17 protein-coding genes are annotated in these 15,849 nt (G+C 41.9%); all 17 read left to right on the top strand.

Annotation, left to right across the window (positions count from 1 at the left end; genetic code table 11):
- Positions 1-115 precede the first annotated feature (115 nt).
- The 17 genes from yhbY (at position 116) to QM941_RS07635 (ending at position 15,848) form a co-directional block, all read left to right on the top strand.
- The gene (gene yhbY / locus QM941_RS07715; protein WP_000060171.1) at positions 116-427 is read left to right on the top strand and encodes a ribosome assembly RNA-binding protein YhbY; all 312 of its coding nucleotides are present in this window, start codon (positions 116-118) and stop codon (positions 425-427) included.
- Between the two features lie 50 nt (positions 428-477).
- Complete coding sequence (locus tag QM941_RS07710; RefSeq protein WP_414340037.1) at positions 478-1,107, top strand: nicotinate-nucleotide adenylyltransferase; 630 nt, start codon at positions 478-480, stop codon at positions 1,105-1,107.
- Complete coding sequence (yqeK, locus tag QM941_RS07705; RefSeq protein WP_414340036.1) at positions 1,107-1,700, top strand: bis(5'-nucleosyl)-tetraphosphatase (symmetrical) YqeK; 594 nt, start codon at positions 1,107-1,109, stop codon at positions 1,698-1,700. The genes QM941_RS07710 and yqeK overlap by 1 nt, the downstream gene beginning before the upstream one ends.
- Complete coding sequence (gene rsfS / locus QM941_RS07700; RefSeq protein ID WP_414340035.1) at positions 1,701-2,054, top strand: ribosome silencing factor; 354 nt, start codon at positions 1,701-1,703, stop codon at positions 2,052-2,054. It abuts the gene before it with no gap.
- A gap of 206 nt (positions 2,055-2,260) precedes the next feature.
- Positions 2,261-3,001, top strand: a complete 741-nt coding sequence (locus tag QM941_RS07695; protein ID WP_414340078.1) for a class I SAM-dependent DNA methyltransferase — start codon at positions 2,261-2,263, stop codon at positions 2,999-3,001.
- Between the two features lie 9 nt (positions 3,002-3,010).
- Positions 3,011-4,108 (top strand): nucleotidyltransferase, encoded by a 1,098-nt coding sequence (locus tag QM941_RS07690; RefSeq protein ID WP_414340034.1) that lies wholly within the window; start codon positions 3,011-3,013, stop codon positions 4,106-4,108.
- A 133-nt stretch (positions 4,109-4,241) separates the two neighbouring features.
- Positions 4,242-4,496 (top strand): type II toxin-antitoxin system Phd/YefM family antitoxin, encoded by a 255-nt coding sequence (locus tag QM941_RS07685; protein ID WP_186822552.1) that lies wholly within the window; start codon positions 4,242-4,244, stop codon positions 4,494-4,496.
- A gap of 3 nt (positions 4,497-4,499) precedes the next feature.
- Positions 4,500-4,754: a Txe/YoeB family addiction module toxin gene (locus QM941_RS07680; protein ID WP_414340033.1), complete on the top strand. Its 255-nt coding sequence runs from the start codon at positions 4,500-4,502 to the stop codon at positions 4,752-4,754.
- A 196-nt stretch (positions 4,755-4,950) separates the two neighbouring features.
- Positions 4,951-6,564, top strand: coding sequence for a ribonuclease Y (locus QM941_RS07675; protein WP_414340032.1), 1,614 nt, complete (start codon positions 4,951-4,953; stop codon positions 6,562-6,564).
- A 136-nt stretch (positions 6,565-6,700) separates the two neighbouring features.
- A complete protein-coding gene (gene gmk / locus QM941_RS07670) occupies positions 6,701-7,327 on the top strand; it encodes a guanylate kinase (RefSeq protein ID WP_414340031.1) in 627 nt (208 codons plus the stop codon).
- 24 nt (positions 7,328-7,351) lie between these two features.
- Positions 7,352-7,666, top strand: a complete 315-nt coding sequence (gene rpoZ, locus QM941_RS07665; protein WP_004251389.1) for a DNA-directed RNA polymerase subunit omega — start codon at positions 7,352-7,354, stop codon at positions 7,664-7,666.
- Between the two features lie 84 nt (positions 7,667-7,750).
- Entirely contained in the window at positions 7,751-10,141 is a 2,391-nt protein-coding gene (locus tag QM941_RS07660; RefSeq protein ID WP_414340029.1) for a primosomal protein N', read from the top strand.
- A gap of 11 nt (positions 10,142-10,152) precedes the next feature.
- On the top strand, positions 10,153-11,088 hold the full coding sequence (fmt, locus tag QM941_RS07655) for a methionyl-tRNA formyltransferase (RefSeq protein ID WP_414340028.1): 936 nt from the start codon (positions 10,153-10,155) through the stop codon (positions 11,086-11,088).
- Positions 11,078-12,394 (top strand): 16S rRNA (cytosine(967)-C(5))-methyltransferase RsmB, encoded by a 1,317-nt coding sequence (gene rsmB / locus QM941_RS07650; protein WP_414340027.1) that lies wholly within the window; start codon positions 11,078-11,080, stop codon positions 12,392-12,394. Before fmt ends, rsmB begins: the two co-directional genes overlap by 11 nt.
- Before the next feature lie 15 nt (positions 12,395-12,409).
- Entirely contained in the window at positions 12,410-13,150 is a 741-nt protein-coding gene (locus tag QM941_RS07645) for a Stp1/IreP family PP2C-type Ser/Thr phosphatase (RefSeq protein WP_414340026.1), read from the top strand.
- Positions 13,147-15,003, top strand: coding sequence for a Stk1 family PASTA domain-containing Ser/Thr kinase (gene pknB / locus QM941_RS07640; RefSeq protein ID WP_414340025.1), 1,857 nt, complete (start codon positions 13,147-13,149; stop codon positions 15,001-15,003). Before QM941_RS07645 ends, pknB begins: the two co-directional genes overlap by 4 nt.
- Before the next feature lie 86 nt (positions 15,004-15,089).
- The gene (locus QM941_RS07635; RefSeq protein WP_414340024.1) at positions 15,090-15,848 is read left to right on the top strand and encodes a threonine/serine exporter family protein; all 759 of its coding nucleotides are present in this window, start codon (positions 15,090-15,092) and stop codon (positions 15,846-15,848) included.
- The last annotated feature ends 1 nt before the right edge of the window (position 15,849 follow it).

The following is a 15,849-nucleotide window of genomic DNA, read 5'->3' as shown; positions in this document are numbered from 1 at the left end:
AGACCTAGGCTCAATTGTGAGGTCAGGAAATCCATTTTTCAAAGATGAAATCTTTTGGAAATTAGTTCCGACCGTCCCCCACCACCTAAAATAACTATCAAAAAAGGAAGAAATTATGTCATTAACATCGAAACAACGTGCCTTCCTCAACAGCCAGGCACACACCCTCAAACCAATCATCCAAATCGGGAAAAATGGACTCAACGACCAAATCAAAACCAGCGTTCGTCAGGCACTTGATGCTCGTGAATTGATCAAGGTTACACTCTTACAAAATACAGATGAAAACATCCACGAAGTAGCTGAAATCTTGGAAGAAGAAATCGGTGTGGATACAGTCCAAAAAATCGGCCGTATCTTGATTTTGTATAAACAATCAAGCAAGAAAGAAAATCGTAAGATTTCTAAAAAAGTTAAAGAAATCTAAAAATATACTCCAAAAAACTGTTTTTACAGAAGAATAAAGGAGATTAGCCTATGGCAATCGAATTATTAACTCCCTTTACAAAAGTGGAGTTAGAGCCAGAAATAAAGGATAAAAAACGCAAACAAGTCGGTATCTTGGGGGGAAATTTTAACCCTGTTCACAATGCCCACCTTATCGTCGCAGACCAAGTGCGCCAACAGTTGGGATTGGATCAGGTTCTGCTCATGCCTGAATATCAACCACCTCACGTAGACAAAAAGGAAACCATTTCTGAACACCACCGACTCAAGATGCTTGAATTGGCAATTGATGGAATCGAAGGTTTAGCTATTGAGACTATTGAGCTAGAGCGTAAGGGTATTTCCTACACCTACGACACCATGAAGATTTTGACAGAGAAGAATCCAGATACAGATTACTATTTCATTATCGGTGCAGATATGGTAGATTATCTGCCTAAGTGGTATAGAATTGATGAGTTGGTGGAACTAGTTCAGTTTGTAGGAGTTCAGCGACCACGATACAAGGCTGGGACTTCTTATCCAGTCATCTGGGTGGATGTGCCTCTCATGGATATTTCATCCAGTATGGTACGTGATTTCATCGCCCAAGGTCGCACACCTAACTTTCTCTTGCCAAAACCAGTGCTAGACTATATTGAGAAAGAAGAGCTTTACTGATGGCATACCAAGACTATATCAACTGTTCGCGTGAAGAATTATTGGAAAAAATGGCAGAGCTCCTACCTGAAAAACGTCTAACCCATTGTCTGGGTGTAGAGCGTGCAGCCATAGAATTAGCTCAGTGCTTTGGTGTGGATGTTGAGAAAGCTGGTTTGGCAGGTCTCCTTCATGACTATGCTAAAAAGCTATCAGATCAAGAGTTTTTAGACTTGATTGACCGATATCAACTAGATCCAGACCTTAAAAACTGGGGTAATAATGTCTGGCATGGCATGGTCGGCATTTACAAGATTCAGGAAGATTTGAACTTGCAAGATCCTGAAATTTTACGGGCTATCGAAATTCATACAGTTGGAGCTGGTCAGATGACGGACCTTGATAAGGTTATCTACGTCGCAGACTACATCGAGCATAATCGTGCTTTTCCGGGAGTGGACCAGGCGCGTGAGATTGCAAGTTTGTCACTCAATAAGGCAGTAGCTTATGAAACAGCTCGCACTGTAGAACATTTGGCTCACCAAGGATTTCCTATCTATCCCCAAACCCTTGAAACCTATAACGCCTTTGTGCACTATTTGAAAGAGGACTAAATGAACGAAAAAGAATTACTAGAACTAGTCGTGAAAGCGGCTGATGAGAAACGTGCGGAGGATATCCTCGCACTTGACGTACAAGAATTGACCAGTGTGACAGATTACTTTGTTATCACTAGCTCTATGAATAGCCGTCAGTTGGATGCTATCGCTGAAAATATCCGTGAAAAAGTAGCCCAAGCGGGCTTTAAAGGTAGCCATGTCGAAGGCGATGCAGCTGGAGGCTGGGTCTTACTTGACCTTGGTGGAGTCGTTGTGCATATCTTTTCAGAAGAAATGCGTACCCACTATAACCTAGAAAAACTATGGCATGAGGCTGTTTCAGTAGATATTTCAGAAGCCTTAGCATAGGAGATGAACTCAGTTGTAGTCAACTGGGTTTTATTTGCTTATTTTAGAAGAAAATTGTTAGAAAGGTAAGGGCGTCGTGTTTGGTAATGTTGAAACTGAACACGAGCTAAAAACTGTGAGAAAAAGATTAGCTTAGTTTGTATCTGATGATACAGCAGAAAGATACCTATTTTCTCTTCGCTTTTAACGCTCTTTGTATCTTAATTATGGCGACTTATGAAACTTTTGCAGCTGTTTATGATGCGGTCATGGACGATACTTTATACGATAAATGGACGGATTTTTCCCTCCGTCATTTGCCCAAGACTAAGGAGAGAAAGAAACTCTTGGAGCTGGCTTGTGGAACAGGGATTCAGTCTGTTCGCTTTTCTCAAGCAGGTTTTGATGTAACTGGACTGGACTTGAGCGCGGACATGTTGAAGATTGCTGAGAAGAGAGCGGCATCAGCCAAGCAAAAGATTGATTTTATGGAAGGCAATATGTTGGACTTGTCCAAGGCAGGGAAATATGATTTTGTCACATGTTACTCGGACTCAATCTGCTACATGCAGGATGAGGTGGAAGTAGGGGATGTCTTTAAGGAAGTCTATAATGCCCTCAATGAAGATGGTGTTTTTATCTTTGATGTGCATTCGACTTACCAGACAGATGAGGTCTTCCCAGGCTATTCTTACCATGAAAATGCGGAAGACTTTGCCATGCTTTGGGATACCTATGAGGACGATGCTCCTCACTCCATCGTGCATGAACTGACTTTCTTTATCAAGGAAGCGGACGGTTCCTTTAGTCGCCACGATGAAGTACATGAGGAGCGTACATACGAAATCTTGACCTATGATATTTTGCTGGAACAGGCTGGTTTTAAATCCTTCAAACTTTATGCAGACTTTGAGGACAAGGAGTCTACAGAAACGAGCACCCGTTGGTTTTTTGTGGCACAGAAGTAGGAGAACATCATGACCATCACAGGTATTATTGCAGAGTTCAATCCCTTTCATAATGGCCACAAATACCTGCTAGAACAGGCGGATGGGCTGAAGATTATTGCCATGTCTGGAAATTTCATGCAGCGTGGAGAGCCTGCTATTGTAGATAAGTGGACTCGATCCCAGATGGCACTGGAGAATGGGGCAGACTTGGTGGTCGAATTGCCTTTTTTAGTCAGTGTTCAAGCAGCAGATTTTTTCGGTCAAGGTGCTGTTGAACTCTTGGCTCGTTTGGGCATAGATACCCTTTCCTTTGGGACAGAGGAAGTTCTAGATTACCAGAAAATTGCTAACTTATACGCAGAGCGTGGTCAAGAGATGGAGAATTTTGTGGATAATCTACCTGATTCCCTCTCCTACCCTCAGAAAACCCAAGCCATGTGGAAGGAATTTGCAGGTCTTGATTTTTCGGGTGATACGCCCAATCATGTCTTAGCTCTCGCCTACGCCAAGGCAGTTGCTGGGAGAGATATCAACCTTCATCCAATTAAGCGTCAGGGAGCTGGATACCATTCTGTGGACAAGGATGTGGACTTTGCATCGGCAACAGCCATCCGTCAGCATCGATCAGACCAAGATTTCTTAGAACGCTTTATGCCTTCTGTTGATGTCTTTAAAGGTGCTAATAAAGTGAGCTGGGAAGATTTTTTTCAACTCTTACGCTATCAAATCTTGTCGAATCCAGACCTAACCACCATCTATCAGGTCAATCAAGAAATGGCAGTGCGCATCAAGGAAGCCATCAAAACAGCCCAGTCTATTGAGGAATTGGTTGAGTTAGTGGCTACCAAACGGTACACCAAGGCGCGTGTGAGACGCCTCTTGACCTATATCTTGGTGCAGGCTAGAGAAAGTGACTTGCCAGAAGGTATTCACGTCCTTGGTTTTACCGAAAAAGGCAGACAACACCTTAAAGCTCTCAAGGAGCAGGTCAATCTCGTCAGCCGAATCGGTAAAGAACCCTGGGATGCCATAACCCAAAAGGCAGATCAAATTTATCAACTGGGATACCCTAGTATAGCAGAACAAAATTTTGGCAGAGTGCCAATCAGAATCGAATCGAACTAAGTCTACTGTGAGGTAGGCTTTTTAAGTTATTTTTTCGAATAAATAGATAGAAAAGAAAAATCTTGTACAAGTTCCTGACAATTTCTTTCTTTTGATGTATAATAATGGAAAAGAGGTAAAACGAGGTATGGTTATGGAAGCAGTTCTTTACTCAACATTCCGAAATCATTTAAAGGACTACATGAAGAAGGTAAATGATGAGTTTGAGCCTTTGACGGTGGTCAATAAAAATCCAGATGAGGACATTGTAGTTCTTTCAAAGAGCGAGTGGGACAGTATTCAGGAAACTTTGAGAATTGCTCAGAATAAGGAACTTTCTGACAAAGTCTTGCGAGGAATGTCCCAAGTTCGTGCGGGACACACTCAGGTGCATGTGATTGAGGAGTGATGGATGCTACTCAAGTTTACAGCAGATGCCTGGGCAGATTATTGCTATTGGCAAAATCAAGATAAGAAAATATTAAAAAGAATCAACAAACTAATTAAGGATATTCAACGTGATCCATTTACAGGAATTGGTAAACCAGAACCACTCAAATATGACTACCAAGGAGCGTGGTCACGGCGTATTGACGCAGAAAATCGCATTATCTATATGATGGATGGAGATAGCGTGGCTTTCTTATCTTTTAAGGATCATTACTAAGTCTACTGAGAGGTAGACTTTTTAAATCAACTAAAAACTGTACTTTTTAGTAGTAGCACTGTTACTTGGAAATTTTAGAGTTTTAAAAAAATTCACTAGTCCATATTCCATTTTAGGTTTGTTTAAATTCCTTTTTTATGGTAGAATGTAAAAGAATGTAAATCATTCAGATAAACAAATAAATTGAGGTAAAAACATGGAAATCATGGCAATTGCGATTGTTGTTTTTGCCGTCATCATTGGTTTAGTCATTGGATATGTCAGCATCTCAGTCAAGATGAAATCATCACAAGAGGCTGCAGAGTTGATGCTTTTAAATGCTGAACAAGAAGCAACTAATTTACGAGGACAAGCTGAGCGCGAAGCGGATTTATTAATCAATGAAGCTAAGAGTGAAAGCAAGTCTCTTAAAAAAGAAGCACTATTGGAGGCTAAAGAGGAAGCCAGAAAATACCGTGAAGAAGTGGACGCTGAATTTAAGTCTGAACGTCAAGAACTCAAGCAAATCGAAAGTCGTTTGACTGAACGTGCCAGCAGTCTTGATCGTAAAGATGATAATTTAACGAACAAAGAAAAAACTCTTGAACAAAAAGAACAAAGTATTTCTGATAGAGCAAAAAACCTTGATGCACGTGAAGAACAACTAGAGGAAGTCGAAAGACAAAAAGAAGCTGAACTGGAACGTATTGGTACTCTGACACAGACGGAAGCAAGAGATATTATCTTAGCTCAGACAGAGGAAAACTTAACGAAAGAAATTGCTAGTCGCATTCGTGAGGCAGAACAAGAAGTTAAGGAACGTTCAGATAAGTTAGCCAAGGATATCTTGGCTCAAGCCATGCAGAGAATTGCTGGTGATTATGTAGCTGAGTCTACTAACTCTACGGTGCATCTGCCTGATGATACCATGAAGGGTCGTATTATCGGTCGTGAAGGTCGTAATATTCGAACCTTTGAAAGTTTGACAGGGGTTGATGTTATTATTGATGATACTCCAGAAGTGGTAACCTTGTCAGGATTTGATCCAATCCGTCGTGAGATTGCCCGTATGACTATGGAAATCTTACTTAAGGATGGTCGTATTCACCCAGCTCGTATCGAAGAGTTGGTTGAGAAAAATCGCCTAGAGATTGATAATAAGATTCGTGAGTATGGTGAAGCTGCTGCTTATGAAATTGGGGCACCAAACCTCCACCCAGACTTGATGAAGATTATGGGACGCTTGCAGTTCCGTACGTCATACGGACAAAATGTCTTGCGTCACTCGATTGAGGTCGCTAAGTTGGCTGGTATCATGGCTAGTGAACTTGGTGAAAATGCGGCTCTCGCTCGTCGTGCAGGATTCCTTCACGATATCGGTAAAGCCATTGACCGTGAGGTGGAAGGTAGCCACGTTGAGATCGGTACTGAATTGGCTCGCAAGTACAAGGAACACCCAGTTGTGATTAATACCATTGCTAGCCACCACGGAGATGTAGAACCTGAAAGTGTGATTGCAGTTATCGTTGCTGCAGCGGATGCCCTGAGTGCTGCCCGTCCAGGAGCTCGTAGCGAGTCGCTTGAAAGCTACATCAAACGTCTCCATGATCTAGAGGAAATTGCTAACAGCTTTGAAGGTGTTCAAAATAGCTTTGCCCTTCAAGCGGGTCGTGAAATCCGTATCATGGTAAATCCAGGACAAATCAAGGACGACAAAGTCACAATCTTGGCTCACAAAGTTCGTGAGAAAATTGAGAACAATCTTGAGTATCCAGGAAATATCAAGGTAACCGTGATTCGTGAACTGCGTGCAGTTGACTATGCAAAATAAATAAGAAAGAGCAGTTGAAAAATTACTGCTTTTTTGTTACACTAGATAGAAAGATTGTAGTTAGCAGAAGTGGCTTTAAACATATCATCTTGCAGAAATTTTCGAGTCATTTCACAAACTATATAAAGGAGACATAATGGCAGACCGAGGCTTACTAATCGTTTTTTCAGGCCCTTCTGGAGTTGGGAAAGGAACGGTTAGAAGAGAAATTTTTGAGAGTTCTGAAAATCAATTTCAATATTCAGTATCTATGACGACACGGGCGCAACGTCCAGGTGAAGTTGATGGAGTTGACTATTTCTTCCGTACTCGTGAAGAATTTGAAGAGTTGATTCGTCAAGGACAAATGTTAGAGTATGCAGAGTATGTTGGGAACTACTATGGAACTCCTCTGACTTATGTCAACGAAACACTTGATAAGGGAATCGATGTCTTCCTTGAAATTGAAGTACAGGGAGCTCTTCAGGTTAAGAAAAAAGTTCCAGATGCAGTCTTTATCTTTTTGACACCACCAGATTTGGAAGAACTACAAGATCGTCTTGTTGGCCGTGGTACAGACAGTGCAGAAGTCATTGCCCAGCGTATCGAAAAAGCCAAGGAAGAAATTGCTTTGATGCGTGAGTATGACTATGCTATTGTCAATGATCATGTTCCTTTAGCTGCAGAGCGTGTGAAACGCGTGATTGAAGCAGAGCACTTCCGCGTAGATCGTGTTATCGGTCATTATCAAGACATGTTGCCAAAGTCTTCGATTATTCGATAAAATTTAGAAAACAGGTACAAACAAATGATGTTAAAACCCTCTATTGATACCTTGCTTGACAAGGTCCCATCAAAATATTCACTCGTAATTTTGGAAGCAAAACGTGCCCACGAATTAGAAGCGGGTGCGACTCCAACACAAGAATTTAAGTCTGAAAAATCGACTCTTCGTGCTTTGGAAGAAATTGAATCAGGAAATGTAACCATCCACCCTGATCCAGAAGGAAAACGCGAAGCTGTTCGTCGTCGAATCGAAGAAGAAAGACGCTTGAGAGAAGAAGAAGAAAAGAAAATCAAAGAGCAAATCGCGAAAGAAAAAGAAGAAGGTGAAAAAATTTAAGGTTGGGGGGACTCAATCTTATTTTTTCTATTGCAAGAATACTCAATCAATTGAAACGATTTAAGTAAAGAAGGAGGTGAGGATATGGCTATTGCAAAAACCATTGTGGATGTTCCCTTGATGCAGACGGATCAACCATACAGTTACAAGGTCCCTGAGGAATTTGCAGACATGCTGGAAGTTGGTATGCGAGTTCATGTGCCTTTTGGGAAGGCCAATCGCTTGATTCAGGGAATTGTTCTTGGAATGGAACAAGAATCGGAAATGGCAGATGAAGACTTGAAAGAAATTGCTGAGGTACTGGACTTTTCTCCTGTCTTAACGGAGGAACAACTCTGGTTGGCTGAAGAACTACGTAAGTCAGTTTTTTCATACAAGATTTCTATTCTAAAAGCTATGCTTCCAGGATTTTTGAATTCTAGCTATGATAAAATCCTCTATCCTCTGGAAGGCTTGAGTCAGGAGGACAAGGAGCGTTTATTCGGTTCGCAAGAATCTCTAGCCTTTTCATCTCTCGACCTAGAAAAGCAGGCTGAGATGATGCGATTGACCCGAAAAGGGATCTTGAAGCTAGAGTATCAGGCTGTGGATCAGAAGAAAGTTAAAACGCAGTCTTGGATTCAAGTGAATCTTGACAAATTAGAAAAGCTAGAAATCTCCAACCGTGCTAAGAAGAAATTGGAACTGCGAGATTATTTATTAGCACATCCAGAAAGCACTCCTTTGGCTACTTTGTTAGAACATTACTCACGGGAACAAGTTAACTTCTTTGTGGAACAGGGTGCTTTGATGATTCTTCAGAAGGAAGTTCAACGTTCAGCTGCTTACTTTGAAGGAATCGAGTCAAATCAAGCCTTAGAGTTAAACCCAGAGCAAAAAGTAGCCTGTGAGGCGGTTGCTGGCGCGATAGGGAAGCAACACCCTCCCTTTCTCCTTCAAGGAATTACAGGAAGTGGGAAAACTGAGGTTTACTTGCAGATTATCCAAGGTGCCTTGGATATGGGAAAAACAGCGATTGTTCTTGTACCAGAGATCTCTCTGACACCCCAAATGACAGAGCGCTTTATTGCTCGTTTTGGTGAGCAAGTTGCCATCCTCCATTCGGGTTTGTCCAATGGTGAAAAGTATGATGAGTGGCGCAAGGTGGAGCGTGGAGATGCTCAAGTAGTTGTAGGGGCCAGGTCTGCTATTTTTGCACCTTTAAAAAATCTAGGTGTTATCATTATCGATGAAGAGCATGAGGCCAGCTACAAGCAAGATAGCAATCCGCGTTATCATGCTAGGGATGTGGCTCTTTTACGAGCACAGTACAATCAAGCAGCATTAGTCCTTGGTTCTGCAACGCCGAGTTTAGAAAGTCGTGCGCGTGCTGGTAAGGGTGTTTATCAACATCTACGCCTGACGCAACGGGCCAATCCTTTAGCAAGTATTCCTGAGGTTCAACTGATTGACTTCCGTGATTACATTGGGCAAAATGAAACGTCAAACTTTACACCACCTCTGATTGAGGCAATACAAGATCGACTGGATAAAAAAGAGCAAGTGGTTCTCATGCTCAACCGCCGTGGCTATTCTAGTTTTGTCATGTGTCGGGAATGTGGGACTGTTGATACCTGTCCAAACTGTGATATTTCCTTGACGCTACACATGGATACCAAGACTATGAACTGTCATTATTGTGGTTTTACGAAGGAGATTCCTCATGTCTGTCCAAACTGTCAGAGTCGCAGTATTCGTTACTATGGAACAGGAACTCAGAAAGCCTACGATGAGCTAGCTGAACTCTTTCCAGAGGCACGCATTCTACGCATGGATGTGGATACAACTCGTAAAAAGGGCAGTCACCAAGCTTTACTTGAACAATTTGGCAATGGTGAAGCGGACATATTGCTAGGAACCCAGATGATTGCCAAGGGCTTGGATTTTCCAAATGTGACCTTGGTTGGTGTTCTCAATGCGGACACAGCCTTGAACCTGCCTGATTTCCGTTCTTCTGAGAGAACTTTCCAACTCTTGACCCAGGTGGCAGGACGAGCAGGAAGAGCTGAAAAAGCTGGGCAGGTATTGATCCAGTCATACAATCCTCAGCACTATGCTATTCGCTTTGCCAAGGATCAGGACTATGAAGGCTTTTATGCCTATGAAATGGGCATCAGACGTCAGTTGGGTTATCCACCTTATTATTTCACAATTGGAATTACCTTGTCTCATAAGAAAGAAGAAGAGGTTCTTAGAAGAGCTTATGAAGTCATGGAAATATTGCGGTCAGGTTTGTCGGATGCTAGTATCATCCTTGGACCAACGCCAAAACCTATCGCTCGTACTCATAACCTCTATCATTATCAGATTTTAATTAAATACCGTTTAGAAGATGAGCTGGGTCCAACCCTTAACCAGGTCTTGGCCTTGACACAAGAACGGGAAAATAGCGAACTTCGTCTCAGTATTGACCACGAACCGCAGCAATTTTTATAGAAGGAGAAAAGATGACAAAACTAATCTTTATGGGGACCCCCGAGTTTTCAGCGACCGTTTTAAAAGGCCTTTTGACAGATGGTCGCTATGAAATTGTAGCTGTTGTAACTCAGCCAGACCGCGCGGTTGGACGTAAAAAAGTTATCCAGGAAACCTCAGTCAAACAAGCTGCCAAAGAGGCAGGACTTCCTATCTACCAACCAGAAAAATTATCGGGTAGTCCAGAAATGGAAGCTATCATGAATTTGGGTGCTGACGGGATTGTGACTGCAGCTTTTGGACAATTTCTCCCAAGTAAGCTTCTTGATAGCATGAATTTTGCAGTCAACGTTCATGCATCCCTCCTTCCTAAACACCGTGGTGGTGCTCCTATCCATTATGCCTTGATTCAGGGTGATGAGGAGGCAGGAGTGACCATTATGGAGATGGTTAAGGAGATGGACGCAGGAGATATGATTTCCCGTCGTAGTATTCCCATTACTGATGAGGATAATGTTGGAACTTTGTTTGAAAAATTGGCCATTGTTGGGCGTGATTTGCTTTTGGATACTCTACCTGCTTATATAGCTGGTGAAATTCAGCCTCAACCACAAGACCCAAGCCAAGTAACTTTCTCACCAAATATCAAACCTGAGGAGGAAAAACTGGACTGGAACAAGACCAATCGTCAACTTTTCAACCAAATCCGTGGGATGAATCCATGGCCAGTTGCTCATACCTTCCTCAAGGGAGAACGCTTCAAAATCTATGAAGCTCTGCCTGTAGAAGGTCAGGGTAATCCGGGTGAGATACTCTCTATCGGTAAGAAAGAATTGATTGTCGCAACAGCAGAAGGAGCCCTGTCTCTCAAACAGGTTCAACCAGCAGGAAAACCTAAAATGGACATTGCTTCTTTCCTCAACGGTGTTGGACGAAGTTTGGCTGTAGGAGAACGATTTGGTAACTAAAGTAGAAACGGCTAGAAGCTTAGCCTTAAAGGTGCTAGAGGATGTCTTTGTCAATCAAGCCTACTCCAATATCGCCTTAAATAAACACCTCAAGGGAAGTCAACTGTCAGCAACTGACAAAGGTTTGGTGACAGAGCTTGTTTATGGAACCGTAGCCCGTAAACTAACTTTGGAATGGTACTTATCGCACTTTATTGAGGATAGAGACAAGCTAGACAACTGGCTCTATGTTTTGCTTCTCATGAGTCTCTATCAGATCCAGTATCTAGATAAGGTGCCTGACCATGCAGTGGTCAATGAAGCAGTAGAATTAGCAAAAACTCGTAAAAAAGGTAGCGAAAAACTGGTCAATGCAGTCCTTCGTCGTATCTTGCGAGAAGGTTTGCCAGATATTGCCTCTATCAAACGTAAGAACAAGCGTGATTCTATCGCCTACTCTATGCCAGTGTGGTTAGTTTCTAAGCTCAAGGAAGAGTATGGAGAAGAGCGAGCGCAAGCGATTTTTGAAAGTCTTTTGCAACGTAACAAAGCCAGTATACGTGTGACAGATTTGAGCCGAAAAGAGGAAATTAAAGCTCTGCTTAATGCAAGTGATTCTGCTTTATCAGCTTCTGGTCTGGTCAAGGAGCAGGGGCATTTTGCTAGTCATGACTTGTTTGCAGAGGGTGCCATTACCATTCAGGATGAGTCTAGTCAACTGGTTGCTCCAACACTAGAGCTACAAGGAGAGGAGCAGGTTTTGGATGCCTGTGCAGCTCCAGGTGGGAAAACAGCCCATATAGCATCTTATCTAACGACAGGTCAGGTAACAGCTCTGGATCTCTACGACCATAAACTCAATTTGATTCGAGAAAATGCCCAGCGTTTAGGCGTAGCAGACCGTGTACAAACACAAAAAATGGACGCCAGAAAAGTGCATGAGTTATACGGCAAGGATCAATTTGATAAGATTCTAGTGGATGCTCCTTGTTCTGGAATCGGACTCTTACGTCGAAAACCAGATATCAAATATAACAAAGAAACAGCAGATTTTATGTCATTACAGGAAATTCAGCTGGAAATATTAGATAGTGTTTGTCAAACGCTACGAAAAGGTGGTATAATAACCTATAGTACCTGTACTATCGTCTCTGAGGAGAACTTTCAAGTCGTTCAGACATTTTTAGAAAGACACCCTGAGTTTGAGCAGGTTAAACTAGAACATGAATGCAAGGATATCTTAAAAGATGGTTGTATACTCATTACTCCAGAACTGTATGGAAGTGATGGATTCTTCATTAGCCAATTTCGTAAGATATCTGATTAGGAAGGAACTGACACAATGGAAATAGCATTATTAACAGATGTTGGTCAGAAACGTACAAATAACCAAGACTATGTCAATCACTTTGTCAACCGAGCTGGACGCACTATGATCCTTTTAGCTGATGGAATGGGAGGTCATCGTGCAGGTAATATTGCTAGTGAGATGGCTGTAACAGATTTAGGTGCGGCTTGGGTAGATACCCAAATTGAGACAGTCAATGAAGTTCGTGAATGGTTTGCCCATCACCTAGAAATCGAAAATCAAAAGATTTACCAACTAGGTCGTGATGAAGCCTATAGAGGCATGGGAACAACTCTTGAAGCCCTTGCAATCATTGATAATCAAGCGATTTATGCTCATATCGGTGATTCACGTATTGCTTTGATTCGTGGAGAAGAATACCGACTAATGACCAGCGACCATTCCTTGGTTAATGAATTGCTTAAGGCAGGACAATTAACAGTAGAGGAAGCAGAAGCTCATCCACAAAAGAATATTATCACTCAATCTATCGGTCAAAAAGACGAGATTCAACCAGATATGGGGATTATTAGTCTTGAAGAGGGAGATTACATCCTCCTCAATAGTGATGGTTTGACCAATATGATTTCAGGTAGTGAAATTTCTGATATTGTAACTAGTGATATTTCGCTTGAAGACAAAGCAGCAACTTTGATTCGTTTTGCTAACAATGCTGGTGGCCTTGATAACATTACAGTAGCCCTTGTTTCGATTAAGGAGGAGGCGGCAGTATGATCCAGATCGGCAAGATTTTTGCCGGACGGTATCGCATTGTCAAACAAATTGGTCGCGGAGGTATGGCAGATGTCTACCTGGCCAAGGATTTGATTTTAGACGGGGAAGAGGTAGCTGTAAAGGTCCTGAGGACCAACTACCAAACGGATCCTATCGCCGTGGCGCGTTTTCAACGTGAAGCGCGAGCTATGGCAGACTTGGATCATCCCCATATCGTTCGGATAACAGATATTGGCGAAGAGGATGGTCAACAATATCTAGCTATGGAATATGTAGCTGGGCTCGATCTCAAACGCTATATCAAGGAACACCATCCTCTATCAAACGAGGAAGCTGTGCGTATCATGGGACAAATTCTATTAGCCATGCGTTTGGCGCATGCCAAGGGAATTGTTCACCGTGACTTAAAACCTCAAAATATTCTCCTAACTCCAGATGGAACTGCTAAAGTTACTGACTTTGGGATTGCCGTGGCTTTTGCGGAAACTAGCTTGACGCAAACAAATTCGATGCTGGGTTCGGTTCATTATCTATCACCTGAGCAAGCACGTGGCTCCAAAGCTACAGTTCAGAGTGATATTTATGCCATGGGGATTATTTTCTTTGAAATGTTAACGGGGCATATCCCTTATGATGGAGATAGTGCTGTGACTATTGCTCTTCAGCATTTCCAAAAACCTCTGCCTTCAGTTATTGCTGAAAATCCATCTGTACCACAATCTCTGGAGAATGTGGTCATTAAAGCGACGGCTAAAAAGTTAACAGATCGTTATCAATCTGTCTCTGAGATGTACGTTGACTTACTAAGCAGTCTTTCGCATAATAGACGAAATGAATCTAAGAGAGTCTTTGATGATACCAGTAAGGTAGATACTAAAACTTTGCCAAAGATTCCTCAGTCAACTTTAATAGCAAGTGCAAAGGTTCAACAGCAAGCAGAGCGTCCTCAAACGGTAAAAACAACTCAAGAGGCAGTGAGTAAAGCAGCCGCTACAAAACCAGCAAAGAAACGTCGCTTCAAAGCACGTTATCTAGTTCTATTGGCAAGTTTTGTCCTAGTTTTAGCTTCTCTACTTTGGATTGTGTCTAATACTCCGGCCACTGTTGCTATTCCAAAAGTAGCTGGACAAACAGTGGCAGAAGCTAAAGAAAATCTGAAGAAGGCCAATTTTGAAATTGGTGAAGAAAAGACAGAATCAAGTGATACTGTTGAAACAGGTCGTGTCATTCGAACGGATCCAGATGCAGGTTCATCTCGAAAAGAAGGAACTAAAGTTAACCTCATTATCTCTTCTGGCCAACAATCCTTTGTGATTGGTAATTACATTGGCCGAAAATCAACAGATGTGATTGCTGAACTCAAGGAGAAAAAAGTTCCTGAAAATCTTATTAAGATTGAAGAAGAATCTACTGAAATGGAGCCAGGTACTATTTTGAGACAAAGTCTGTCTGAAGGGGCTACTTATGATCTCAGTAAGGCGACACAAATTGTTCTGACTGTTGCTAAGAAGGTAGTAACTGTTCCAATGCCTGGTTATATTGGATCAAGTTTAGAATTTACTAAGAATAACTTGATTCAAATTGTTGGTGTTAAAGAGGCCAATATTGAAGTAGTGGAAGTGTCAACAGCTCCAGAAGGAACTGTTGAAGGGATAGTGTTAGATCAAAGTCCGAAACTGGGCGAGTCAGTTGATCTTAATACTACACGTATTAAAATTACAATTTATAAACCTAAAACAACGACAACGACTACAACAGTTCCTTCACAGAACAACACTAATCGAGTGGATACAGCTCCACAGACAACACAATCGCCTCAGAATCCCTCAGAAAATCAAAACGTTGGAAACTAAAAAATCTTTGTCACAGTTTTTGTGACAAAGATTTTTTTTCCTCCGAATTTGTGATAAAATAAAAGGAGCTTATAAGGGAGGGAAACATGGAAGAATCCAAAAAAATGAATGCAGTGATTGATGTTATTATGCTTGCAGGGACCATTTTGTTGAGAAATGGATCGGAAATTCATCGTGTTGAAGATACCATGATTCGTATTGCTCATTCACAAGGGATAATGGATTGCAATGTTTTAGCCATGCCAGCAGCTGTGTTTTTCTCAATTGAAAACACCAATATTTCTCGTATGAAGCGGGTCACTTCTTCTTCTTATAATATCGAGAAGGTTTGCGATGTCAATCAGATTTCGCGACAGATTGTCGCAGGTCAGCTTGATTTGGAAACAGCCTTCATCCAGTTGAAGGCCTTGAACGATAAGCCGTCGCCCTATACAAAGGTCCAATTAACTATTGCTGCAACCCTAAGTGCGCCATTTTTCTCAATTATGTTTGGTGGAAATTTTTATGATGCACTTGGAGCAGGGGTCGCTACCTTATTTGGGTTCACATTTTCCCTCTATGTAGAAAAATTGATTCGCATCCCCTTTATGACTGCATTTGCAGGTGCCTTGGTTTTTGGTTTGATAGCACAAGTTTGGGCTCGTTATTCTGGTTTGCCTTCAACGGCTGACTTAATTATAGCAGGGGCTGTGATGCCTTTTGTACCTGGGATTGCTTTAACCAATGCCGTGCGTGATATCATGACCAACCACATCAACTCTGGTATGAGCAAGATGTTTGAATCTCTGCTCGTTACCCTTGCCTTGGGGGCTGGAACTTCTGTAGCCCTGGTATTAATGAATTAAT

The organism is Streptococcus timonensis (assembly GCF_047460355.1).
Lineage (GTDB): Bacteria > Bacillota > Bacilli > Lactobacillales > Streptococcaceae > Streptococcus > Streptococcus timonensis_A.
The sequence above is the reverse complement of the archived record's forward strand: the minus strand, read 5'-3'. Positions and strand labels throughout refer to the sequence as shown.

Coding starts and splice junctions, on each gene's coding strand:
- rsfS (WP_414340035.1), top strand. CDS start 1,701: ATGAACGAAAAAGAATTACTAGAACTAGTCGTGAAAGCGGCTGATGAG.
- QM941_RS07685 (WP_186822552.1), top strand. CDS start 4,242: ATGGAAGCAGTTCTTTACTCAACATTCCGAAATCATTTAAAGGACTAC.
- yqeK (WP_414340036.1), top strand. CDS start 1,107: ATGGCATACCAAGACTATATCAACTGTTCGCGTGAAGAATTATTGGAA.
- QM941_RS07645 (WP_414340026.1), top strand. CDS start 12,410: ATGGAAATAGCATTATTAACAGATGTTGGTCAGAAACGTACAAATAAC.
- QM941_RS07635 (WP_414340024.1), top strand. CDS start 15,090: ATGGAAGAATCCAAAAAAATGAATGCAGTGATTGATGTTATTATGCTT.
- pknB (WP_414340025.1), top strand. CDS start 13,147: ATGATCCAGATCGGCAAGATTTTTGCCGGACGGTATCGCATTGTCAAA.
- QM941_RS07680 (WP_414340033.1), top strand. CDS start 4,500: ATGCTACTCAAGTTTACAGCAGATGCCTGGGCAGATTATTGCTATTGG.
- QM941_RS07690 (WP_414340034.1), top strand. CDS start 3,011: ATGACCATCACAGGTATTATTGCAGAGTTCAATCCCTTTCATAATGGC.
- QM941_RS07660 (WP_414340029.1), top strand. CDS start 7,751: ATGGCTATTGCAAAAACCATTGTGGATGTTCCCTTGATGCAGACGGAT.
- QM941_RS07675 (WP_414340032.1), top strand. CDS start 4,951: ATGGAAATCATGGCAATTGCGATTGTTGTTTTTGCCGTCATCATTGGT.
- QM941_RS07710 (WP_414340037.1), top strand. CDS start 478: ATGGCAATCGAATTATTAACTCCCTTTACAAAAGTGGAGTTAGAGCCA.
- yhbY (WP_000060171.1), top strand. CDS start 116: ATGTCATTAACATCGAAACAACGTGCCTTCCTCAACAGCCAGGCACAC.
- gmk (WP_414340031.1), top strand. CDS start 6,701: ATGGCAGACCGAGGCTTACTAATCGTTTTTTCAGGCCCTTCTGGAGTT.
- rpoZ (WP_004251389.1), top strand. CDS start 7,352: ATGATGTTAAAACCCTCTATTGATACCTTGCTTGACAAGGTCCCATCA.
- QM941_RS07695 (WP_414340078.1), top strand. CDS start 2,261: ATGGCGACTTATGAAACTTTTGCAGCTGTTTATGATGCGGTCATGGAC.
- fmt (WP_414340028.1), top strand. CDS start 10,153: ATGACAAAACTAATCTTTATGGGGACCCCCGAGTTTTCAGCGACCGTT.